General features: G+C 69.2%; 17 protein-coding genes. 10 read left to right on the top strand and 7 right to left on the bottom strand.

What is annotated here, in order from left to right:
- Nucleotides 1–6 precede the first annotated feature (6 nt).
- Nucleotides 7–879 (bottom strand): sterol desaturase family protein, encoded by an 873-nt coding sequence (locus VF592_RS08570; protein ID WP_331005201.1) that lies wholly within the window; start codon nt 877–879, stop codon nt 7–9.
- A gap of 59 nt (nt 880–938) precedes the next feature.
- On the opposite strand from VF592_RS08570, the gene VF592_RS08565 reads away from it, so the two are divergent.
- Both VF592_RS08565 and VF592_RS08560 read left to right on the top strand, forming a co-directional pair.
- A complete protein-coding gene (locus VF592_RS08565) occupies nt 939–1,520 on the top strand; it encodes a TIGR04282 family arsenosugar biosynthesis glycosyltransferase (RefSeq protein ID WP_331005200.1) in 582 nt (193 codons plus the stop codon).
- Nucleotides 1,517–2,245: a glycosyltransferase gene (locus VF592_RS08560; RefSeq protein WP_331005199.1), complete on the top strand. Its 729-nt coding sequence runs from the start codon at nt 1,517–1,519 to the stop codon at nt 2,243–2,245. Before VF592_RS08565 ends, VF592_RS08560 begins: the two co-directional genes overlap by 4 nt.
- Before the next feature lie 92 nt (nt 2,246–2,337).
- Here VF592_RS08560 and VF592_RS08555 read toward each other — a convergent pair whose 3' ends face one another.
- The 4 genes from VF592_RS08555 to VF592_RS08540 form a co-directional block, all read right to left on the bottom strand.
- Nucleotides 2,338–4,101 (bottom strand): flotillin family protein, encoded by a 1,764-nt coding sequence (locus VF592_RS08555; RefSeq protein WP_331005198.1) that lies wholly within the window; start codon nt 4,099–4,101, stop codon nt 2,338–2,340.
- A gap of 34 nt (nt 4,102–4,135) precedes the next feature.
- Nucleotides 4,136–4,753 carry an OB-fold-containig protein gene (locus VF592_RS08550; protein WP_331005197.1) on the bottom strand — a complete coding sequence of 206 codons (618 nt, stop codon included), beginning with the start codon at nt 4,751–4,753 and terminating at the stop codon, nt 4,136–4,138.
- Nucleotides 4,754–4,916: 163 nt separating this feature from the next.
- Nucleotides 4,917–5,915 carry a ribosome small subunit-dependent GTPase A gene (gene rsgA / locus VF592_RS08545; RefSeq protein WP_331005196.1) on the bottom strand — a complete coding sequence of 333 codons (999 nt, stop codon included), beginning with the start codon at nt 5,913–5,915 and terminating at the stop codon, nt 4,917–4,919.
- 109 nt (nt 5,916–6,024) lie between these two features.
- Nucleotides 6,025–6,384, bottom strand: coding sequence for a hypothetical protein (locus tag VF592_RS08540; protein WP_414714186.1), 360 nt, complete (start codon nt 6,382–6,384; stop codon nt 6,025–6,027).
- A gap of 246 nt (nt 6,385–6,630) precedes the next feature.
- Here VF592_RS08540 and VF592_RS08535 point away from each other — a divergent pair, with 246 nt between their 5' ends.
- Both VF592_RS08535 and VF592_RS08530 read left to right on the top strand, forming a co-directional pair.
- Nucleotides 6,631–8,250, top strand: coding sequence for an NAD(P)/FAD-dependent oxidoreductase (locus VF592_RS08535; RefSeq protein WP_331005194.1), 1,620 nt, complete (start codon nt 6,631–6,633; stop codon nt 8,248–8,250).
- Nucleotides 8,251–8,290: 40 nt separating this feature from the next.
- Nucleotides 8,291–8,833: a pseudouridine synthase gene (locus VF592_RS08530; RefSeq protein ID WP_331005193.1), complete on the top strand. Its 543-nt coding sequence runs from the start codon at nt 8,291–8,293 to the stop codon at nt 8,831–8,833.
- A gap of 47 nt (nt 8,834–8,880) precedes the next feature.
- Here the strand turns inward: VF592_RS08530 and VF592_RS08525 are convergent, their stop codons facing one another.
- Nucleotides 8,881–9,810: a mechanosensitive ion channel gene (locus tag VF592_RS08525; protein ID WP_331005192.1), complete on the bottom strand. Its 930-nt coding sequence runs from the start codon at nt 9,808–9,810 to the stop codon at nt 8,881–8,883.
- A 236-nt stretch (nt 9,811–10,046) separates the two neighbouring features.
- Between VF592_RS08525 and VF592_RS08520 the strand changes: the two genes are divergently transcribed.
- Nucleotides 10,047–11,822 carry an SLC13 family permease gene (locus VF592_RS08520; protein WP_331005191.1) on the top strand — a complete coding sequence of 592 codons (1,776 nt, stop codon included), beginning with the start codon at nt 10,047–10,049 and terminating at the stop codon, nt 11,820–11,822.
- Between the two features lie 89 nt (nt 11,823–11,911).
- Here VF592_RS08520 and VF592_RS08515 read toward each other — a convergent pair whose 3' ends face one another.
- On the bottom strand, nt 11,912–12,910 hold the full coding sequence (locus VF592_RS08515; RefSeq protein ID WP_331005190.1) for a M48 family metalloprotease: 999 nt from the start codon (nt 12,908–12,910) through the stop codon (nt 11,912–11,914).
- Between the two features lie 218 nt (nt 12,911–13,128).
- Here VF592_RS08515 and VF592_RS08510 point away from each other — a divergent pair, with 218 nt between their 5' ends.
- From VF592_RS08510 to VF592_RS08490, 5 genes are all read left to right on the top strand, one after another.
- Nucleotides 13,129–13,659 (top strand): RNA polymerase sigma factor, encoded by a 531-nt coding sequence (locus VF592_RS08510; RefSeq protein ID WP_331005189.1) that lies wholly within the window; start codon nt 13,129–13,131, stop codon nt 13,657–13,659.
- Nucleotides 13,656–14,720, top strand: coding sequence for a FecR family protein (locus VF592_RS08505; RefSeq protein WP_331005188.1), 1,065 nt, complete (start codon nt 13,656–13,658; stop codon nt 14,718–14,720). Before VF592_RS08510 ends, VF592_RS08505 begins: the two co-directional genes overlap by 4 nt.
- 87 nt (nt 14,721–14,807) lie before the next feature.
- The gene (locus VF592_RS08500) at nt 14,808–17,768 is read left to right on the top strand and encodes a TonB-dependent receptor (protein WP_331005187.1); all 2,961 of its coding nucleotides are present in this window, start codon (nt 14,808–14,810) and stop codon (nt 17,766–17,768) included.
- Nucleotides 17,768–18,886, top strand: a complete 1,119-nt coding sequence (locus VF592_RS08495) for an arabinogalactan endo-1,4-beta-galactosidase (protein WP_331005186.1) — start codon at nt 17,768–17,770, stop codon at nt 18,884–18,886. Before VF592_RS08500 ends, VF592_RS08495 begins: the two co-directional genes overlap by 1 nt.
- Nucleotides 18,883–21,192 carry a glycoside hydrolase family 2 protein gene (locus VF592_RS08490; RefSeq protein ID WP_331005185.1) on the top strand — a complete coding sequence of 770 codons (2,310 nt, stop codon included), beginning with the start codon at nt 18,883–18,885 and terminating at the stop codon, nt 21,190–21,192. The genes VF592_RS08495 and VF592_RS08490 overlap by 4 nt, the downstream gene beginning before the upstream one ends.
- Nucleotides 21,193–21,283: the final 91 nt, after the last annotated feature.

Genomic DNA, 21,283 nt, shown 5'->3' with positions numbered 1-21,283 from the left:
GCTCCTTCATGCTTGGCTGGTGGGGAAATGGGATAAGGACCCGGCCCCGTCGCGCGGCGGCGTCGCCCAGGCATTGCGTTCCGGCGCGAAGGGCATGCGTAGCGAGGCGCCGATGCCGATCTCTCCCGGATCACGATAACCGGGCACGCCGATCGCGATCGCGTCCTGCGACAGGTCGAGGCGAAAGGTGCCGTGGAGATGGTCCCAGATCGCAAGACCGCTCGACCAGTTCGAATCCGTCCGGCCGCGAACGGCCGCATGATGGATGCCGTGCATCCGCGGCGTGGTGAAGATTCGCGCAAGCACCCGTTCCCAGCCCTCGGGCAGGGCGAGATTGCTGTGGTGGAACCAGACCGACAGAAAGAACCAGGCCCGCCAGACGCGAAACGCACGGGGGCTAACCCCCAGCAGCGCGACCTGCATCGCGCGATAGGGCGCGGAGATCGCCATGTCGGCGGCATGGAAGCGCAGCGCCGTGGTCGTATCCAGGTCCATGTCGACATGGTGAACCAGGTGAAACCGCCACAGGAAGGGCAGCTTGTGGGTCGCGACGTGCCAGAGATAGACCGTGTAGTCCATCAGCAGCACCGCCGTCCCATCGCGCACCCATGCCGGCGCGGGCAGCCGCTGGGCGATGCCGGTCCGCCTGGCCGCCGCGCGTTCGGCGAGCGGTCGCGTCAGCGGCGTTTCGACCAGGATGACGACCGCCATGCTCATCGCGCCGAGCGCCAGATTGACGGCGCTGCGCCTCGGTTCGGCCTGGGTCGCCGCGCGCAGGGGCCGACGCTTCTCGCCCATGAGGATCGCCAGCAGCGCCAGCCCGATCGCCGCGCCGCCCGCCATCATCACCGCCTGATCCCTGTCGAGCCTGCGTGCCACGTCCCCCACAACCGCCGAGCAGCGGTGCGGGTTGCGGGCGATGATGCTATCGGCGCCGCATGACAGTTCCGCGCGTCGTGATCTTCACCCGTTTCCCCGAGCCCGGCCGGGCCAAGACGCGGCTGATCCCGGCGCTCGGACCCGAGGGCGCGGCGGCGATGCACCGGCTTCTGACGGAGCGCACGCTGAGGGCGGTGCGGGCGTCGGGCCTGCCCCACCAATTGCGGGTGACCGGGGCGCCCATCGCCGCCTTTGCCGAGTGGCTGGGCACCGTCGAGGTCGTCGACCAGGGCGAGGGCGATCTCGGCGAGCGGCTGGCGCGCGCCGGCCCGCCCTATCCGACGCTGTTCATCGGCGCCGACGCGCCCGACCTCGGCCCCGACCTGCTGATCCGGGCGGCCGACGCGCTCGCCACCCATGCGGCGGCGATCGGCCCGGCGGAGGATGGCGGCTATTGGCTGCTCGGCCTGGCCCGCCCGATCGAGGCGGTGTTCCGCAGCGTCGCCTGGGGAACGGACGCGGTGTTCGACCAGACGCTGGCCCGCCTTGCCGAGGCCGGCGCCCGGCCGATGCTGCTGCCCCGTCTGGCCGATTGCGACCGGCCCGAAGACATCGCCCGCTGGCCGGACCTCCTGCCGTGACCGGGGTCGCGATCGTCATACCGACGCTGGACGAGGCCACGACGCTGCCCCGGCTGGCACGCCTGCTCGCCGCGCTCGATCCGGCCCCGGCCGAGGTGCTGGTGGTCGACGGCGGAAGCGGCGACGGCACCGTCGCGCTCGCGCGGTCGCTGGGCCTCGCGGTGGTCGAGCACCACCAGCGCGGCCGCGCGACCCAGATCAATCGCGGCGTGGCCGAGGTGGCGAGCCCGCTCGTCTGCGTGCTCCATTCCGACACCGCACCCCCCGACGACATGGTGGCGGTGATCCGCCGCACGCTCGCCGATCCGCGCGTGGCGCTCGCCGGCTTCACCCCGCTCCTGAGCGGCCCGGAAAAGGTGCGCTGGGCGACCTCGTTCCACAATTGGATCAAGACCTGGTACGCGCCGCTGCTGCTGCGGCCGCATCTGTTCCTGCGCGGGGTGCGGCTGCTGTTCGGGGATCATGCCATGTTCTTCCGCCGCGCCGACTTCCTGGCCGCGGGCGGGTGCGATCCGGGCATGACCGTGATGGAGGAAGCCGATCTGTGCGTGAAGATGGCGCGCTTCGGCCGGGTGCGGCTGGTCAATCGCGTGATCCTCACCTCCGATCGCCGCATCGCCGCCTGGGGCGAGTGGAAGGCGAACTGGATCTACCTCACGGTCGGCATCCGGTGGGCGGTGGGCCTGCGCACCCGGCTGGGCGACCGCTATCCCGACATACGCTGAAGCGGAGTTCCGAACCGAATCACGCCGACGGCGTCCATCAAGGCGCAGATGTGGGCGATCGACCCGCCTGCCGCGACGCGTCGGCCGGGGCGTCAGCCGGACGTCTCGCTCGCGGTCAGGCCGGAACCGTTCAGGCCGGAACCGTTCAGGGGCTTTGTCCGAGGCGCGGTCGTCAGGGCGCTCTGGTGGCCGGCGTCCGCGCCGCCGCTTCCTGCAAGCATCGCATTCAGCGAGCCGCCGTTCATGCCGAGTTCGGCCATCAGCCCGTCGATCAGCGGGCCGCCGACGCGGTAGCGCATCGCGGCGGCGACCGCGGCATCGGCCAGATTGCCCTGACCGCCCCCGGTCGCTCCGTCGCCGGCGCCGGCGCCGTCGCCGTGAAGGCCGCGCGCGTCCAGGATGCTGATCCGGTCGATATTCTCCATCGGCTTGCTCGCCGCCGCGATGATCGCGGGCAGCGCCTCCAGCATCGCCCTGCGCACCAGGAGGGCGGTCTGCCCCTCGTTGAGAAGGTTGGTCGCTTCGTTCAGCGACGCCTGGCCCGCGGCATCGACCTTGAACGCGGCCTCGCGGCCCTCGGCACGGGCCTTTTCGGCATCGGCCTCCGCGGTCGCCTCGGTGCGCAGCGCGCTCGCGCGGGCCTCGGCGGCTTCCTTCTCGGCCGATGCCGCGACGGTGATGCCGACCGCCTCCTCCTGCGCGCGCTGGGTGGCGGCGATGACGGCGACGTTCTTGTTGCGATTGGCGATCTCGGTCGCCTTGGCCGTGGCGACGCTCTCCTCCGCACGGACGGCGAGCGCGCGCGCTTCGTTGGCGGCGGCGGTCGCGGTCGACTCCTCCTCCGACTTCTGGGCGGTCTGCACCGCGGTCGTGATCCGCGCGATCTCGATGGTGCGGTCGCGCTCGATGGTGGCGGTCTGGATCGCGCCGTCGCGTGCGATGGTCGCGGTCTGGACGATCTTGTCCGCCTCGGTCTGGGCCACGGTCTGCGCCTGGGTCGCGGTGATCCGCGCGATCTCCGCGAGCCGGGTCTGCTCGGCCTCGGCGGTCGCGATCGCCGTCGCCTGTTCGGCGCGGCGGGCCGACAGCGTCTGCTCTTGCAACAGCCGCGCCTGTTCGGCGGCCTGGGCGATCTCCAGCGACTGGTTGTTGGCGTCGAGGTTGCGCTGTTCGATCTCGACGCGGTTGGTCGCGACGATGTCGTTGCGGATCTTCTTGCGCTCCTCGATCGTGCGGGTGAGCACGGTCAGGCCCTCGGCGTCGAATGCGTTGTTCTCGTTGAAATGCTCGAACGCGGTCTGGTCGAAATGGGTGATGCTGACCGATTCCAGCTGAAAGCCGTTCATGTCCAGATCGGTCATCAGCGCCTCCTGCACCTTCTGGATGAAGTCGGCGCGATTGGCGTGGAGGTGCTCCATCGTCATCGTCGCCGCGACCGAGCGCAACGCGGACACGAGCTTGCCGTCGAGCAGCGACTTCACCGCATCGGGGCTGTTGACCGAATCGCCCAGCGTCTGCGCGGCCGCGGCGATCGATTCGGCGTCGGGCTTCACCTTGATGTGGAACAGCCCGACCACGTCGACGCGCAGCTTGTCGAGCGTGATCAGCGCGTCCTTGTTCAGACGGGACACCTCCAGCTTCACCGTCGTCAGCCGCACCTGCATCAGTTCGTGCAGCACGGGGATGACCATGATGCCGCCGTTGAGCACCACCTTCTCGCCGCCGAAGCCCGTGCGGATTAGCGCCACGTCCTTGGTCGCGCGGCGGTACAGCCGGGTCAGGATGATGCCGATCACCGTCAGGGCGACCAGGACGATGCCGGCATAGATGAGTATGTTCAGAAGCGATGCGGGCATGAGACCCTCCCCCGGTGATGCGTGTCGATATGTATCAGATCGATTGAAGAAGCGTGTTCCCGTCGGGCAGCGCGAAGAACAATTTGCCCTCGCGGCGGACCAGCAGCGCCGTCTCGCCCGGTGAGATCACGTCGCCGTCGTCGTGCGGCTCGACCATGATGAAATGCGCCTGGCCGTACCGGTCGACGACCTTCGCCCGTGCGGGCGATCCGCGGCGGGCGGTGCCCTCCAACATGGTGCCGCGACAGCGGAGCAGGTCGTCGGTCGAGATGACCGTCGTCTCGAAGCCGGGCATGATGCGGGCCAGGCCGTTGGCGGCGAGCGTGTTGAGCAGCGCGCCGACGACGAACGCGGCGCCCGATGCCGGCCTCCAGGGGAGCGGCGCTCCGTAAAACGAGGTCGCGACCTGCTGGATCGCGGTGCCGGCAAGGGTGAAGCAGCCGAGCAGCGAGGTCAGCCAGATCAGGATGGGCAGATCGTCCCCAAGCCCCAGCCAGTCGAGCACGCCGCCATCCGCATCCGCGCCGATTTCCGCTTCCAGATCGAGATGTCCGACGCCCAGGCCGATCGCCTCGATCAGTCCGATCCCGATCATCACCACGAACGCGATCGCGAACGGCAGATAGGCGGGTGTCAGGAGCTGCGCGACCATCGCGGGAAGCTATCATGGAGTTCCTGCGATGTCAGGCCGAACCACCGCGCAAGTCGTGAACCCGCGCCACCGCCGGCCCGCCGAGGCGTCGGTTCGCCGGGTCCGGGCACGGTATCGCGGCATGCTCGCCCGCGCAGTGCCGCACCGGACCCGCGGATCGGCGCTACGAGGGTCGCCGCCTCGCAAGGCGAGAAGCGTTGGCACGTTCCCCGGCTTCCAGGGTCCGCCAGCGTTCGAAGCGGGCCGACGTCAGCGCGCCCGTTTCGATGGCGGCCCGGATGGCGCAGCCCGGCTCGCCCCCGTGCGAACAGTTCGAAAACCGGCAGTCCTGCGCCGTCACGGCGAAATCATCGAAGATCTCCGCGATGCCGGCGGTCGCCTCGGTCAGCTGCAATTCCCGCATGCCGGGCAGGTCGAGCAGCCAGCCCCCATGTTCCAGGCGGTGCATCTCGCGAACGGTGGTCGTGTGCCGGCCCGTTCCGTCATTCGCGCGGATCGCCTGGGTGGCGATGCTGTCCGAGCCTCGCAGCGTGTTGACGAGTGTGGACTTTCCGACTCCCGACGACCCGAGCAACGCGACGGTCTTGCCCGGGCCGCACCAGCCCGCGAGATGGGCGACGGCGGCAGGGTCGCGCGCATCCACGGTTTCGACCGCCAGCCCCGGCTCGATCGCGCGGGCCGCCGCCGCAAAGGCTTCCGGGGTGTCGGTCAGATCGGTCTTGGTGAGGACCACGACCGCCTGGACCCCCACCTCGCGCGCCAGGACGAGATAACGCTCCAACCGCGCGACGCTGAAATCCTGGTTGCAGGAGGACAGGATGAAGGCGGTATCGACATTGGCGGCGATCATCTGCTCGTTGCGCGGATCGCCCGGCGCACGCCGTTTGAACAGGTTCAACCGCTTGAGAACCCGGATGGGCTGCTGCGTGTCGCCGTCGACCAGCAGCCAGTCGCCCACCGTCGGATGATCGTCCGACGGTCCGGCGCCGGGAATATAGGACGTGATCGACCGGGGCGGTCCTTCGCCCGACACGACGATCTTGCCGCGATGAACGGCGATCACGCGGACCGGATGGTAGAGCGCGGCTTCCTCGATCGAGACCTGCGCGCTGAAATGGATGGTCCAGCCGAGGTCCTGAAGGGTCTGACGGGTCGGTTTCATAGGGCTGCGGCGGCGTCTCTCATCACCACCCGGTCGGTGGTCATCCCGTCCGGGGCTTCATGCCTCATGGGCGGATACGACCCGGCTTATAGTCGATAGCGGCGGGGTTTCATTGGTAATGCGCCATATTCTCGAATCCGTCATTGGCCTTGGTCATCCTGACCAGTTTCTTGATGAACGCGCGGACATGCCTGTCGAACCGTGTATCGTCATACACCCCCCGCCAGACATATTCGTGACGATCCAGCAGCGCCCGCAGATGGTCCAACAGGGATGCTTGGGAAAAGTCGCACTTGCTCCCCGCGACGAGCGAGCAGACCATTTCCTCGGCGGTCGCCTTGTCGCAATCGTCCTGGCGGTCGCGACCGCCTCGCTCCGCCACGACCTGATCGGCGCGCGCGGCGACCACGCGGCGCTCCAACCAGGTGCGCACGACCGCGCCGTCCCATTCCGCCGCAATACGGGCCATCATGACAGTCACCATCCGACCTGCGCCCGGCGCATAGCCGAGCGTCGCCCGCCCCGCATACCGCAGAGCGCGGTCCATCCAATAGCGACGTCGTTCGATCCGGCCGCGATCATGTGCGCCGACGGCCGCATGTCGCGGCTCATCCGGGCCCGGACCGGTTTCGAGTCGTCGGAACCGCGAGCAGATCCCGGCACCTGGCCGAACCGTGATTGGCGTCGCGCCCGGCCCGTCGCTACATCCCCCGCCATGCTGCGCCTGACCAATATCTCCTTACCGCTCCACCATGCCGACGAGGCGCTGCCGGCCGCCATCCGCCAGCGGCTGCGGATCGGCCCGCGCGACCTGGTGCGGCACCAGGTCGTGCGCCGCGGCAACGACGCGCGCGACAAGACCAATATCCTTCTCGTCTACACGGTGGACGTGACGCTCAGGGACGAGACGGCGGTGCTCGCCCGGGTGCGCAAGGACCGCGACGTCCAGCGCACGCCCGACACCAGCTACCGCCATGTCGGCCGGGCCGTGCAGGGCAGTCCGCGCCCGGTGGTGATCGGCGCCGGTCCGTGCGGGCTGTTCGCGGCCCTGATCCTCGCCCAGATGGGGTTCCGGCCCATCATCCTCGACCGCGGCAAGGTGGTGCGCGAACGGACCAAGGACACTTGGGGGCTGTGGCGCAAGAGCATCCTCGACCCTGAATCCAACGTCCAGTTCGGCGAGGGGGGTGCCGGCACCTTTTCCGACGGCAAGCTCTACAGCCGCATCAAGGAACCCCGCCACCTCGACCGCAAGGTGCTGACCGAGTTCGTAAAGGCGGGCGCTCCGCCGGAGATACTGACGGAGGCGCATCCGCATATCGGCACCTTTCGTCTGGTGACGATGGTCGAGGCCATGCGCGCGTCGATCGAGGCCCTGGGCGGCGAATACCGCTTCGGGCAGCGCGTCGACGGCATAGATGTCGAGACCGACGCCGGCGGCGTGCGCCGGGTTCGCGGGCTCCACCTCCATTCGGGCGACTATCTGGAAGCGGAGCGCGTCGTGCTGGCGATCGGGCACAGCGCGCGCGACACGTTCGGGATGCTCCACGCGGCGGGCGTCCATGTCGAGGCCAAGCCCTTTTCGATCGGCGTCCGCATCGAGCATCCGCAATCCTGGATCGACCGGGCGCGCTTCGGCCACAATGCGGGCCATCCCATATTGGGCGCGGCCGAGTACCATCTTTCGCACCATTGCTCGAACGGCCGCACCGTCTACAGCTTCTGCATGTGCCCCGGCGGCACGGTGGTCGCGGCGACCTCGGAGGAGGGGCGGGTCGCGACCAACGGCATGAGCCAATATTCGCGCAACGAGCGCAACGCGAATTCCGGCTTCGTCGTCGCGATCGATCCCGCGCGCGACTATCCCGGCGATCCGCTCGCCGGCCTGGCCCTGCAGCGCCACTGGGAGTCGCGGGCGTTCGTGGCGGGCGGATCGAGCTATCATGCGCCGGCGCAGCGAGTCGGCGATTTCCTGGCGGGCCGGCCGTCGACGGCGCTGGGCTCGGTCGTCCCGTCCTACCGGCCGGGGGTGCGGCCGACCGACCTGGCCGACTGCCTGCCCGACTTCGCGGTCGCCGCGATGCGCGAGGCGCTGCCGGTGTTCGGGCGCCAGATCCCGGGCTACGACCATCCCGACGTGGTGATGACCGGCGTAGAGACGCGCACCTCCTCGCCCGTGCGCTTCACCCGCGGGCCGGACTTTCAGAGCCTGAACACCGCTGGCCTCTTTCCGGCCGGCGAGGGGGCCGGCTATGCCGGCGGCATCCTGTCGGCGGCGGTGGACGGGATCAAGGTCGCCGAGGCGGTGGCGACGAGCCTGTGCCGTCCCGCGTGAAGGCCGTCGCCGAGGATCGCCGCCCCGGTCCCCGCGCGCGATGACGCTGATCCTGTTCAACAAGCCGTACGGCGTGCTGTGCCAGTTCACCGACAAGGGCGCGACCGGCCCTGCCCGGCCGACGCTGTCGGATTACATCGACATGCCCGGCGTCTATCCGGCGGGGCGGCTCGATCGCGACAGCGAGGGGCTGCTCCTGCTGACCGACGATGGCCGGCTCCAGGCGCGGATCGCCGATCCCCGGTTCAAGCTGCCCAAGACCTATCTCGTGCAGGTGGAAGGCGATGTGGACGAGGCGGGCCTCGCGTCGCTTCGGCAGGGCGTCCGCCTGACGGACGGCATGACCCGACCGGCCGCCGCCGAGCGTGTCGCCGCTCCGCTTCTCTGGGCCCGCGACCCGCCCGTGCGCTTTCGCAGGACGGTGCCCGATTGCTGGCTCCGGCTCACGATCCGCGAAGGACGGAACCGGCAGGTACGCCGGATGACGGCGGCGATCGGCCATCCGACGCTGAGGCTGGTGCGGTGGCGGGTCGGCGACTGGACGCTCGACGGGGTGGCGCCGGGCGAGCATCGCCGCGCCTGACGGGCACCCGGCCGGTTAGGTGCGGGCAGGCGATACGACGTCGGCCGTCAGAAGCCGTCGCCGCCATCGCTTGGCGGCTGCGTGTCGCGCTCGGCCGACCCGTTCCGCGCGACGTGCCTGCCGTGCGCGCGGGCGAGCGGGAGCGGCTCCTTGAACGTGAGCGTTCGATAGGGATAGGGAAGCTCCATGCCGGCCTCGTCGAGCGCGCGCTTGACCGCCCGCACCACCGCGTCGCGCGACCGGTGTGCGTCATAGGGCTTCGACCCCGCCCACCAGCGCACGAGGAAGTTGATCGAGCTGTCGCCGAACTCCTTGGCGAAGACGTCGATCCGCTGCTCGCCGTCGACGCCGTCGGCACCGCGCACCGCGGCCTCGATCACCCGGTGCGCCTCGTCCAGATCGACATCATAGCCGACGCCGACCTCCACCTGGTGGCGACGCTTGGCCTCTTCGGTCAGGATCTTGACCGGGTTCTTGAACAGATAGGCGTTGGGCACCAGCACCAGCTCGTTGCTCAGGTGGCGCAGATGGGTGTCGCGCAGCGTGATATGCTCCACCTTGCCGGCCACGCTCTCGCATTCAATCATGTCGCCGATCCGCATCTTCCGCCGGAGCATGATCAGCACCCCGGCCAGGAAATTCTCGAATATGTCCTTGAACGCGAAGCCGACCGCGACCGATCCCAGCCCCAGCACGGCCAGCAGATTGGCCGGGGTCACGCCCGGCAGGACGATCGAACTCGCGATCATCAGGCCGACGACCCAGATGATCACGCCGATCAGCGTTTCCGTGAGGTTGATGAGGGTGCCGCGCACCTCGGTCCGGCCCAGCAGGCGATCGGCGATGCGGCGCGCGAACCGCGCCACGAACCAGGTCAGCGACAGGGCCACCATGGCGATGGCGAGCTGCGGCAGGACCCGGATGAAGCCCGCGAGCATCTCCTGCAGCCGGGCGAGCAGGATAGGCAGGACGTTCATGCGCGTTTTCCCTTTCTCGGACGCTGGCCGGCCGCGGCGGCGGCGATCGCCCGGATGCTGCCATGCCAAACGGCGCAGCCCGCCTGTCGCTCCACGACCGCCCTTGCGACCAAAACCGATCCGAACCGTTGCCCGTCGATGGACGGCACGACTTTCGAACTTCCCGCCGACCCTGACCCTGCGCCTCGTGACCCCGTCGCCTCGATCGGGCGGGACCACAAGTCGGACGGGCGGTCGTGACGACGCCGCAACTGCTGTCGATCGCCCTTCTGGTCGGGATGATGGGCCTTTTCCTGTGGGGCAGGTTTCGGTACGACGTCACCGCGATCATCGCCTTGCTGGCGGGGCTTGCCCTGGGGCTGGTGAAGCCTGAACAGGCCTTTACCGGCTTTTCGGACGACATCGTCATCATCGTCGGTTCGGCGCTGGTGATATCCGCGGCCATGCAGCGATCGGGCGTGATCGAGGTCGCGCTCGCCTTCCTGTCCAAGCGTGTCACGCGCGTGCGCTCGCATCTGCTGATCCTCGCGGCGGCGGTCGGCGTCGCGTCGGGGTTGGTGAAGAATGTCGGCGCGCTGGCGATGCTGATGCCCGCCGCCTTTCAGGTCGCCAGGAAGAAGGACGTCAGTCCGTCGGTCTTCCTGATGCCGATGTCGTTCGCCTCGCTGCTCGGCGGGCTCACCACCCTGGTGGGCACCTCGCCCAACATCATCGTCAGCCGGGTGCGCGAGCAGATGACGGGCGAGCCGTTCCGCATGTTCGACTATCTCCCGACCGGCCTGGGGCTGCTGGTCGTCGGGCTCGTCTTCCTGCGCTTCGGCTACCGGCTGCTGCCCCGCGACCGCCGCGCCGCGCCGACGATGGGCGAGGCGTTGGACATCAGGGGCTATGTCACCGAGGCGACCCTGGACGAAGGATCGCCGGCGGTCGGCGAGACGGTCGCCGCCTTTGCCGACCGCCACGATCATGAGGTGACGATCACCGGCGTCCTGCGGGCAGGGGCGCACACCGCCGTCGACCCGCAGCTTCGGCTGCGGGCGGGCGATACCCTGATCCTCGGCGGCGGTCCGGATATGTTGGAGCGGGTAATCGCGCGCGACCGGCTGGCCCTGGCCGGGCAGGGGCGCGACCTGCCGGAAGGGAGTGCGAAGGAGGAGATCGGCGTCATCGAGGCGGTGGTGACCGCCAATTCGGCGCTGGTGGGACAGACCGCCGGGCGCATGCTGCTCCAGCAGCGTTACGGCGTGAACCTGATCGCGGTGTCGCGGGCCGGGCAGCGGCTGACCAGGCAATTGGGCGAGATCGCGCTGCGGGCCGGCGACGTGATCGTCCTGCAGGGCCCGCTCAGCCAGCTGCCGGAACGGATGCGGGACCTGGGCACGCTGCCCTTGGCCGAACGGTCGCTCCGGCTGGGAAGCTCCGGCCGCGGGTGGATTCCGCTGGGGATCCTGGCGGTGGCGATGGCGGCCACGGCCAGCGGTTATGTGCCGGTAGCGGTCGCCTTTTTCGCGGCGGCGGGGCTGGTGATGGCGAGCGGCACGCTGCCGCTGCGCGACGCCTATGAGGGCGTCGAATGGCCGATCCTGATCATGCTGGGCGCCCTGATCCCGGTGAGCGACACACTGCGCACGACCGGCGCGTCCGACGTGATCGCGACCGCACTGGCGCATTTCGCCGCCACGCTGCCGCCCTGGGGAGCCGTCGCGCTGATCCTGGTGGTGGCCATGGCGGTCACGCCCTTCCTCAACAACGCGGCGACCGTGCTGGTGATGGCGCCGATCGCGGCGGTGTTCGCCCACGATCTCGGCTACAGGCCCGAGGCGTTCCTGATCGCGACGGCGATCGGGGCGGGATGCGACTTCCTCACCCCCATCGGCCACCAGTGCAACACGCTGGTATTCGGGCCGGGCGGCTATCGGTTCGGCGACTATGCCCGGCTCGGCGCCCCGCTGTCGCTATTGGTCGTGCTGGTCGGCACACCGCTGGTCATATGGGCCTGGCCGCTACGATGAGCGATCAGGTGGATCGGCCTTCCCGCTGCTCCATACCGGACGACCGTTGAGGGCGCCGACCGACTTGACCGTCCCGCGAACGCACCGGCTCATGCGGCGACGACGAGCTTGACCAGCGTTCCGACCTTGAGCGGCTGCGCCGGATCCAGCCCGTTGAGCGTGATGAAACGCTCCCGCTGGAGCTGTGGAAGCGCCATGCGGGCGGCCAGCGATGCGACGCTGTCCCCCGGTCCGACCGTCACGACACGGATCACCTTCCTCTCCCCCGCGGCCCCATAGGGGAGGCCGTCGAGCATCCGCAGGAACGCGGTGTCCTGCGGCGGCGCGGTTTCCGGTCGCCCGCTCGCGGCGGCCAGTTGGGCCGCGCGCCGGACCCGGTCCTCCCCGTTCGGGTGGGTCGAGACCCAGCTTGGCAGCGACCGCCCACCGGTTCCGGACGCCTGTGCCGTCAGGCTCGACGATGCGTCCAGCGCGCTGAGGATATCGGCGGCGGCATAGGGGTCATAGCCCGCCGCCGTCATGTAGCGCACCCCGAGCGTGTCGGCCTCATATTCCTGGTTCCGTCCATAACGCAGCGTGTAGAGCTGGGCACCGGTGCCGACCACGCGACTGGCCAGATCGCTTTTCGTCAACGCCCCGGCACCGGCCGCCAGAAGCGATCCGATCGTCGAGCGCGTGTTGCGGCCGGCGGCATGCCGCGCCGCGACGTGGCCGACCTCGTGGCCGAGCACCGAGGCCAGCTCCGCTTCCGAATTCATCAGCGCCAGAAGCTGGCGCGTGATGTAGATATAGCCGCCAGGGATCGCCAAGGCGTTCTCGACGGGCGAGTTCAGGACGGTGACGACGAAGTCCCCACCCGCATTGGACAGCCCGGACTGGAGGGCGACCCGCCTGCCCACGCGTTCGACGAACCTCGCTTGTGGTCCCGCATACGCGCCGCCGAACTGGGCGATCAGCTGAGGATGGGCGGCCGCACCCTGCTGTTTATCCGTGGGAGAGATGGATTGCGCCGTCCGCCTCCCCAGCTGAGCCTCCGCCGGCCCCGCGGTCGCCGTGATGACCAGTAGACCTGCAACGATCGTCTTCATGAGCGCGTCCCTCCGTTGATGGTCTCGTCGGGGATACCCTTTCGGCGCCGCGCGATCCAGGCCGCCGCCATCGGCTAGGGCGGTGGCGGACTCCGCAGCGACGCCGGACCGCTTCGCAGCCGGCCGACGCCCGACGGTTGACCCCGAGGATAGAAGAAGCTTGAACCACCTTTCTGATTTGGTGCCGACCGAGGCCGCAAGATTGTAGAGATAAGAATTTGTCGCGATCGCCCGCCAGTCCGCGTTGCTCAGCCCCCGCGGAACAGGCGCCGGCCGGGATCGAGCGGTTCCGCCCTTCGCTGCTGCGCTTTTTCGAGCGGCGGGTGGATCGGTCCGAGGCGGAGGATCTGGTGCAGGACGTTTTCGTGCGGCTGTCGCGGCGCGGCGATCTGGACCGGATCGAGAAGCTGGGCGGGTATGTGTTCGAAACCGCGGCCAACGTGTTGCGCGACCGGGGCCGGCGGCGGCGGGTCCGCGAGGCCGATCGTCACGAGCTGTTCGACGGCAATCGCCACGGAGGTGAGGATTTCGCCGCGGACCGCGTTGTTGAGGGGCAGGAACGACTGCGTCGGGCGGGCGCCGCGCTGCTCGAACTGCCGGAGCGGACACGAAACGTCTTCGTGCTCCGGCGGATGGAAGGGCTGCGCTATCAGGACGTGGCCGTGCGGCTGGGCATATCGGTCAGCGCGGTCGAGAAGCACATGGCGCGCGCCGTCGCGCATCTCATGCGATTGCGGGACGACAGATGAGGCTCGTTGAAGGTCAGGATCCGGTCGGGCCGACGTCGCCGGACATCGCCGCGGCGCGCTGGCGGGTGCGGCACGACATGGGCGCGCTGAACCCGTCGGAACGCGCCGCGTTCGACGACTGGCTGGCGACGTCGCGCGACCACCGGGCCGCCTGGACACGCGCCGAGGGTGTGTGGGCCCTGTTCGACGACGTGGACGATCCGCATCTGCACGCGATGCGCGGCGCCGCCCTGGCGGCGTCGCCCGCCCCTTCGAACTGGATGCGCCTGGCCGCCGGCGTCGCGCTGCTCGGGCTGCCGGCGGCGACGCTGATCGCGGTCCGTGGATCGCAGCGCCCGGCGGCGACCGCCCCGGCTGTCGCGCAGGCGGGCCCGACGCCGGGTACGAGCTTCGCGACCCGCCGGGGCGAGCGGCTGGGCATAACGCTGCAGGACGGCACGGCCGTCACGCTCAATACCGACACCGCGATCGAGGTCGCGTACAAGGGCGCGCATCGCACGGTGCGGCTGCTCCGGGGCCAGGCGTCGTTCGACGTCGCCAAGGATGCTCGTCGCCCCTTCGTCGTTCACGCCGCGGGCCGCGAGGTGATGGCGCTCGGCACGGTGTTCGACGTCCGGATGGAAGGGCGCGGACTCAAGGTCGCGCTGGTGGAGGGGCGTATCGCGGTCACCGACAAGCGGTCGCCCCGGGCCGGGGCCAAGCCGCCCACCATCCTGCGCGCGGGACAGGCGTTCACCGCCACGGGGATCGCGGCCGGTACCGTCGCGGCGGTCGACACCCGGGCCGCGCTGCTGTGGCGCGACGGCCTGATCGCATTGGAGGACGTCACGCTCGCCGAGGCCGCGCGCGAGCTCAACCGCTATTCGCCGCGCCGGATCGTCGTGACCGATCGCCGGCTCGCGGCGCTGCGCGTCAGCGGCGTGTTCAGGACCGGTGCGCCGGAGCGGTTCGTCCGGGTGATCGCGGAGGTGCTTCCCGTCGCGGCCATCCCGACCGCCGGGGGCATCGAGATCGTCGCGCGAAACGATGTCGACCGCTCCGCCAGAGCCGGCGAAAAATAAATCGGATAATTGGTGCGGGTTTTCGCCGGACCCGCGTTTCTTGACCTGAGACGGCCGCCAAGCGCCGTGGATGAGGGGAGAGATCGCATGGGGATATACGGCTTTCGGGCACTGGCGCTGGCGGGCGCGGCGGTGATCTGCGCGGGCGCGGCGCCCGTCACGGCGCAGAATGCGCCCGGCGTGGCGATCGACATCCCGGCGCAGGATCTGGGGACCGCGCTCGCGCAGTTCGGGCGGCAGACGGGGCGCGAGATCGTCTTCTCGCCGCGGCTGGTCGCCGGCAAGCGCGCGGCACCGGTCCGCGGCCGGATGACCGCCGACGCGGCGCTGACGCTGCTGCTGCGCGGCAGCGGGCTGCTGGTGCGGACCAGCGCCCAGGGGACGCTGGTGATCGAAGGCGGCTTCGTCCAGGCCGCGGCCGTCGGGTTCCAGGGGGAAGCGCCCGCACCGCAGTCGCCCGCCGAGGAGCCGGCGGGGGAAGAGGTGATCGTGACCGGCTATCGCCAGTCGCTCCGCACCGCGATCAACGCCAAGCGCAACGCCGACCGCGTCCAGGAGGTGCTGTCCGCCGAGGATCTGGGCAAGCTGCCCGAGGCGAGCATCGCGGAGTCGCTCGCGCGGCTGCCCGGTCTGGCCACCAACCGGGACCGCGGCAACGGCACCCAGATCTCGATCCGCGGGCTAGGGCCGAACCTGGTCAACACGCTCCTCAACGGGCGCGAGATCGTCTCGGCGGAGGGCAGCCGCAACATCCGGTACGAGCAATATCCCGCCGAACTGCTGACCGGCGCCTCCGTCTTCAAGTCGCCGACCGCCGCGCAGGTCGAGGGCGCGATCGCCGGCCAGGTGGACCTGAAGACGCTGCGTCCGCTCGACATCGGCAGCACCCGGATCGCGCTCAACGCGCGCGGCATCTACAGCGATCTAGCGGGCGACGTGACCGATACCGACGCGCTCGGTTATATCGTCAGCGCCTCCTATGTCGGTCAGTTCGCCGACGATACGCTCGGGCTGGCCATCGGCTATTCCGGTCGGCGCCAGTCGGTCGCCACGGTCCGCACCAACGTCTTCCGTTACACAAACAGCTTCGCCGACATCGACGGCGACGGCCAGGGCGAGGATCAGATCCCGTTCGGCTTCGAGGGCCTCGCGCGCGGCGGCGACGACATCCGCCACGGTGCGCTCGCGGCGGTCCAGTGGCGCCCGAGCGGCAGCTTCGAGATCAACGGCGACTTCTTCTACAGCCATGTGAAATTCGACGAGACGCAACGCGGGTTCCGCGTCGAGAACCTGCCCTTCGGCAACGTCTTCACCGATCCGACGGTCGCCAACGGCTATGTCACCGGGATCACCACGACCGTGTTCCCGGGCAACGAGTCCTTCGGCCAGATCGTCCGCGGAGTGAACGAGTTGTTCTTCTTCGAGGACGATCTCTATGCAGGGGGGCTGAACGCCGCGTGGCGGCCGGAAGGGTGGGAGATCCTCGCCGATGTGGGTTATTCGACCACGCGCCGGGACCAGCAGTTCCTGACGCTGCGCACCGAACCGTTCGGCGTCCGGCCCACCTCCACCTTCGGGACCACCGCCGGCCGGGCGGCCGCGATCGGCTTCGACATCGACCTGACCGATCCCGCGCTCAACCGTGTCGCCGACTTCCAGATTCCCGGAAATGGCGGCGGAGCGCCCAGGATCAACGACGAGCTGCTGAGCGCGAGCTTCGACGTGCGCCGCGAGATCGGACGCGGTCCGCTCAGCGCGCTCCGGTTCGGCGGACGCTATACCGACCGCACCAAGGACTTCACCACGCGCACGCAATTCGGCTTCATCGACCTCGCCGCGCGGACGCCGGTGCCCACCGCGCTGCTCAACGAGCCATACCGCTTCCCGGGCAGCTATGCCGGACTGCCGTCGGTCCAGTCGCTCAAGATCCTGCCTGCGGTCGAGCAGCTCTTCGGCCCGATCGTCCCGACGACGTCGCAGTTCGACGAGACGTCGAGCTGGGAGGTGGCCGAGAAGACCCATGCCGGTTACGCGCAGGTCGACCTGGACGGCAACGTCTTCGGCCTGCCCTTCACCGGCAATCTCGGCCTGCGCGTCATCCGCACGGAGACGCTGTCGCGCAGCAGCCGCCTGGACCAGACGGAGCAGCCCGATCTCTCCGTCGTCACCACCCTGTCGCCGGTGGCGGTGCGCAACCAGTTCACCGACTGGCTGCCCAACCTCAACCTGACCTTCAAGCCGACCGACAAGCTGCAGTTGCGCTTCGCCGCCAGCGAGGCGCTGGCGCGTGCGCCGCTCGACGATCTCAACGCGGGTTTCGGCGTCTTCACCTTCGGCACGCCCGCGGCGTTCGGCGGCAACCCGCTGCTCGAACCGTTCCGCGCCAAGCAGCTCGATGCCACGGTCGAATGGTATTTCGACCGCGACAGCGCGCTGACCGTGTCGGGCTTCTACAAGGATCTCGGCACCTATATCGTGCCGCAGGTCACGCCGATCTTCGTCCCCAATCCGGGCGGCGGACCCGATCTGGAAGGCACCTTCCGCCAGCCGGTCAATGGTCGGGGCGGAACGATCAAGGGCTTCGAGGTGCTGTTCCAGAAGGCGCTCACCTTCCTGCCCGCGCCGTTCGACGGATTCGGCGTCTATCTCAATTACAGCTATACCGACAGCAGCATCACGGTGGAGGAGAACGACAACGCGATCGGCACGATCCAGTTGCCGGGCCTGTCCAAGCATGTCGGCAACGCCACGCTCTACTACAGCAAGTCGGGCTTCGAGGCGCGGATCGCCTATCGCTATCGCAGCAGCTACGCGACCGAGCTGGGCGATACCGACCGCATTCTCTTCACCGCGCCGGAGGGCGTGCTCGACTTCCAGACCAGCTACGAGTTCGGCGACGGATCGGCGCTGAAGGGCCTGCAGCTGCTGGTGCAGGCCAACAACCTGACCGACGAGCCGTTCGAGACCTATTATGGCGACCGGGCGCTCCAGGGCCGGTTCGAGAAGTTCGGCCGCCGCTTCCTGGCGGGCGTGGGATACCGGTTCTGATGCGGCGGGCGGTTGCGGCCTTCGCCCTGGCGCTGCTCGCCGGCACCTCGGCCACCGCGCAAACGCGGCTGGCGCCCAAGCCGGCGGGCGGGCTCTATCTCGGCGCGGACCTGTCCTACGTCAACGAGATGGAGGATTGCGGGGCGGTGTTCCGGGCCGGCGGCAAGCCGGTCGATCCGTTCGCGCTCCTGAAGGCGCGCGGCGGCAATCTGGTCCGCGTGCGCATCTGGAACGATGCGACCTGGACGAAGTACAGCGACCTCGCCGACGTGACAAAGACCATCCGCCGCGCGCGGGCGGCGGGGATGCAGGTGCTGCTCGATTTCCATTATTCGGACGATTGGGCCGATGGGGAGAAGCAGATCGCGCCCGCGGCCTGGGCCAGGCTCGACACGGCGGCGCAGGCCGAGGCGCTGTACGACTATACCCGCGACGTCCTCGCCCGGCTCGACGCGGCCGGGCTGATGCCCGAGATGGTGCAGGTCGGCAACGAGACCAATCCCGAGCTGATGGGCGGCGTCAAGGATCGGCGCATCGACTGGGCGCGCAACGCCATGCTGTTCAACGCGGGCATCAAGGCCGTCCGCGACGCGGGCAAGGTCGCGCGGATCAACCCGCGCGTGATGCTCCACATCGCCCAGCCGGAGCATGTCGAGCCCTGGTTCGAGGACGCGACCGCCGCGGGGGTGATCGATTACGACGTGATCGGCATCAGCTATTACCGCAAATGGTCGACGCGCACCGTCGCACAACTCGGTGAGACGATCGCGCGGGTGAAGGCGCGCTACAGGGCCGACGTGATCGTGGTCGAGACCGCCTATCCGTTCACCAACGACGGCGCGGACCGGTTGCCCAACCTGCTCGGCCCCGACACGCTCATTCCCGGCTATCCCGCGACGCCGGCCGGACAACGTCGCTACCTGATCGACCTGACCCAGACCGTGGTCGACCGGGGCGGGATCGGCACCGTCTATTGGGAACCGGCCTGGGTATCGACCCGGTGCAAGACGCGCTGGGGCACGGGATCGAATTGGGAGAACGCGGCCTGGTTCGACCTGAAGCGACACGAGGCGCTGCCCGCCTTCGACTTCCTGGCGCACCAGTACCGCCGGCCGTGACGCCTCTCCGCCTGATCGCCGCGCTGCTGGCCCTGCTTGCGCCGCTGACGGCGGTGGCCGAAGAGATGCCTTTCAACGCCGATTGGCGCTTTCAGCGGATCGAGCGCGGGGTCCGCGCCGAGCCCGATCCGGCGCTGGCCTGGTCGACCGTCACGCTGCCGCACACCACGCGGACCGAGCCGCGCATCGTCAACGATCAATGGCAGGGCATCGCCTTTTACCGGAAGCGGTTCGCGGCGCCCCGCGGCTGGCGCGGCCGGACCGTGATGCTGCGGGTCGAGGCGGCGATGAACGTCGCCGCAGTCAGCCTGAACGGCCGTCCGGTCGCGACGCATCTGGGCGGCTATCTCCCCTTCACGATCGACCTGACCCCGCATCTGCGCCCGGGCGGGACGAACGAGCTGCTGATCCGGCTGGATAATCGCGACAACCCGGTCACGGGGCCCAAGCCGCTCAAGGACCTCGACTTCAACACCTATGGCGGGCTGTACCGGGGCGTTCGCCTGTTCGTGAAACCGCCGGTGCATCTGAGCGACGAGATGCACGCCGACCGCGTCGCCGGCGGCGGGCTGTTCGTCACCTATCCGCAGGTCGACAAGACATCGGCGACCATTCGAGTGGCGGCGGATGCGCGCAACACTGGCGGACGAGGATCGCGCGTCCGGATCGCGCACCGGCTCTATAGCGGCGAGCGGATCGTCGCCCGCGCCGAGGCGAGCCTCACGCTGGCGGCCGGCGCATCGGGACGGAACGTGCAGACGCTGGCCCTCGCCGCGCCCCGGCTCTGGTCGCCACGCTCACCCAGCCTTTACCGCCTGGTCACCGAGGTGAGCGGCCAGGGTGGCAGGATCGACCGCACGGAGACGACCGTCGGGATCCGCCGGATCGGCTTCGACGGCGATCGTTTCGTCATCAACGGCGAACGGATGTTCCTGCGCGGCGTCAACCGGCACCAGGAATATCCCTATGTCGGATATGCGCTGTCCCCCCAGGCCGACTACCGCGACGCCAAGCTGATCAAGGAAGCCGGGTTCGACTATGTCCGGCTGTCGCATTACCCGCATTCGCCCGCCTTCATGGCGGCCGCGGACACGCTCGGGCTGGTCCTGATCGACGCCATTCCGGGCTGGCAGTTCCACAATCCCGATCCCGCCTTTCGCGCCCAGGTGATCCGCACCTGCCGCGACATGATCCGACGCGACCGCAACCATCCCAGCGTGATCGCCTGGGAATGCTCGCTCAACGAAAGCGGGATGCCGCCCGACCTCGTCAAGGCGTTCGACCGGGTCGTGCATGAGGAATATCCGGGCGACCAGGCCTGGTCGGCGGGGTGGCAGAATGACGGCTACGACATCTTCCTGCAGGCCAGGCAGCACCGGTTGCAGCATTACGAGGCGCCCGGCCGGCCCTATGTCGTGTCCGAATATGGCGACTGGGAATATTACGCGCAGAATGCCGGCCTGAACCAGGCGGCGTGGGGTGAGCTGAAGGCGGAGGAGCGTACGTCCCGCCAGGCGCTCGGAGGCGGCGAGGCGCGGCTGCTCCAGCAGGCGTTGAACGTCCAGGAGGCGCATGACGACAACCGGCGCACGCCCGCCTTCGCCGACGGTTATTGGGCGATGTTCGACTATAATCGCGGCTATGCCGACGACCTGGAATTGTCGGGCCTGATGAGCCTCGAGCGGTTGCCGAAATTCGCCTATTGGTTCTTTCGGAGCCAGCGCGATCCGGGGGAGCGATCGCAGGCGGCCGACCTCGGCCCGGTGGTGCGCATCGCGAGCTATTGGACGCCCGCATCGACCCCGAAGGTCCGCGTGTTCAGCAACGCCGAGGAGGTGGAGCTGACGCTCAACGGCCGGTCGCTCGGGCGCAGGCGACCGGTGCGCGATGCTTTATCGGGAAATCTCGCCCATCCGCCGATCACCTTCGACGCCGGCCGGTTCGAGCCGGGTCGGGTCGAGGCCACCGCCTATATTGCCGGTCGCGTCGTCGCGCGTCATGTCGTCGAGACACCGGGAAATCCTGCCGCGCTTCGCCTCGCGGTAGACCATGGCGGCGTGCGTCCGGCGAAAGGCGACCTGATCTTCGCTCGGGCGGCCTTGGTCGACGCGCAAGGCCGCCCGGCGCCGACCGGGGCGGCGCTCGTCACCTTTCAGGCGAGCGGTGGGTACGAGATCGTGGGCGCCGATGCCGCCACGACGGAGGCCGGGATCGCTTCCGTCCTCGTGCGGGTCAACGCGTCCGGCGCAAAAGGCGACATCATCGCGCGTTCGGCTGGACTGAGCGTCGCAGAGCTGTCGCGTTAGACATCGTCGGCGAATTTCGAGAACGGGATCGATCGTTCGGAACGCCCGATGTTTCGCGCGCGGTATCGATCGCCACGCACATATGCGGGCC

It is taken from the genome of Sphingomonas sp. (assembly GCF_036388435.1).
Taxonomy (GTDB): Bacteria; Pseudomonadota; Alphaproteobacteria; order Sphingomonadales; family Sphingomonadaceae; genus Sphingomonas.
Note: the sequence above shows the minus strand (reverse complement) of the source record. Positions and strands in the feature narration are given on the sequence as shown.

Bases quoted from the DNA above. Each gene is read 5' to 3' on its own strand.
- VF592_RS08550 (WP_331005197.1), bottom strand. From the start codon at position 4,753: ATGGTCGCGCAGCTCCTGACACCCGCCTATCTGCCGTTCGCGATCGCG.
- VF592_RS08540 (WP_414714186.1), bottom strand. From the start codon at position 6,384: ATGGCCCGTATTGCGGCGGAATGGGACGGCGCGGTCGTGCGCACCTGG.
- VF592_RS08495 (WP_331005186.1), top strand. From the start codon at position 17,768: ATGCGGCGGGCGGTTGCGGCCTTCGCCCTGGCGCTGCTCGCCGGCACC.
- VF592_RS08555 (WP_331005198.1), bottom strand. From the start codon at position 4,101: ATGCCCGCATCGCTTCTGAACATACTCATCTATGCCGGCATCGTCCTG.
- VF592_RS08500 (WP_331005187.1), top strand. From the start codon at position 14,808: ATGGGGATATACGGCTTTCGGGCACTGGCGCTGGCGGGCGCGGCGGTG.
- VF592_RS08515 (WP_331005190.1), bottom strand. From the start codon at position 12,910: ATGAAGACGATCGTTGCAGGTCTACTGGTCATCACGGCGACCGCGGGG.
- rsgA (WP_331005196.1), bottom strand. From the start codon at position 5,915: ATGAAACCGACCCGTCAGACCCTTCAGGACCTCGGCTGGACCATCCAT.
- VF592_RS08525 (WP_331005192.1), bottom strand. From the start codon at position 9,810: ATGAACGTCCTGCCTATCCTGCTCGCCCGGCTGCAGGAGATGCTCGCG.
- VF592_RS08530 (WP_331005193.1), top strand. From the start codon at position 8,291: ATGACGCTGATCCTGTTCAACAAGCCGTACGGCGTGCTGTGCCAGTTC.
- VF592_RS08565 (WP_331005200.1), top strand. From the start codon at position 939: ATGACAGTTCCGCGCGTCGTGATCTTCACCCGTTTCCCCGAGCCCGGC.
- VF592_RS08535 (WP_331005194.1), top strand. From the start codon at position 6,631: ATGCTGCGCCTGACCAATATCTCCTTACCGCTCCACCATGCCGACGAG.
- VF592_RS08505 (WP_331005188.1), top strand. From the start codon at position 13,656: ATGAGGCTCGTTGAAGGTCAGGATCCGGTCGGGCCGACGTCGCCGGAC.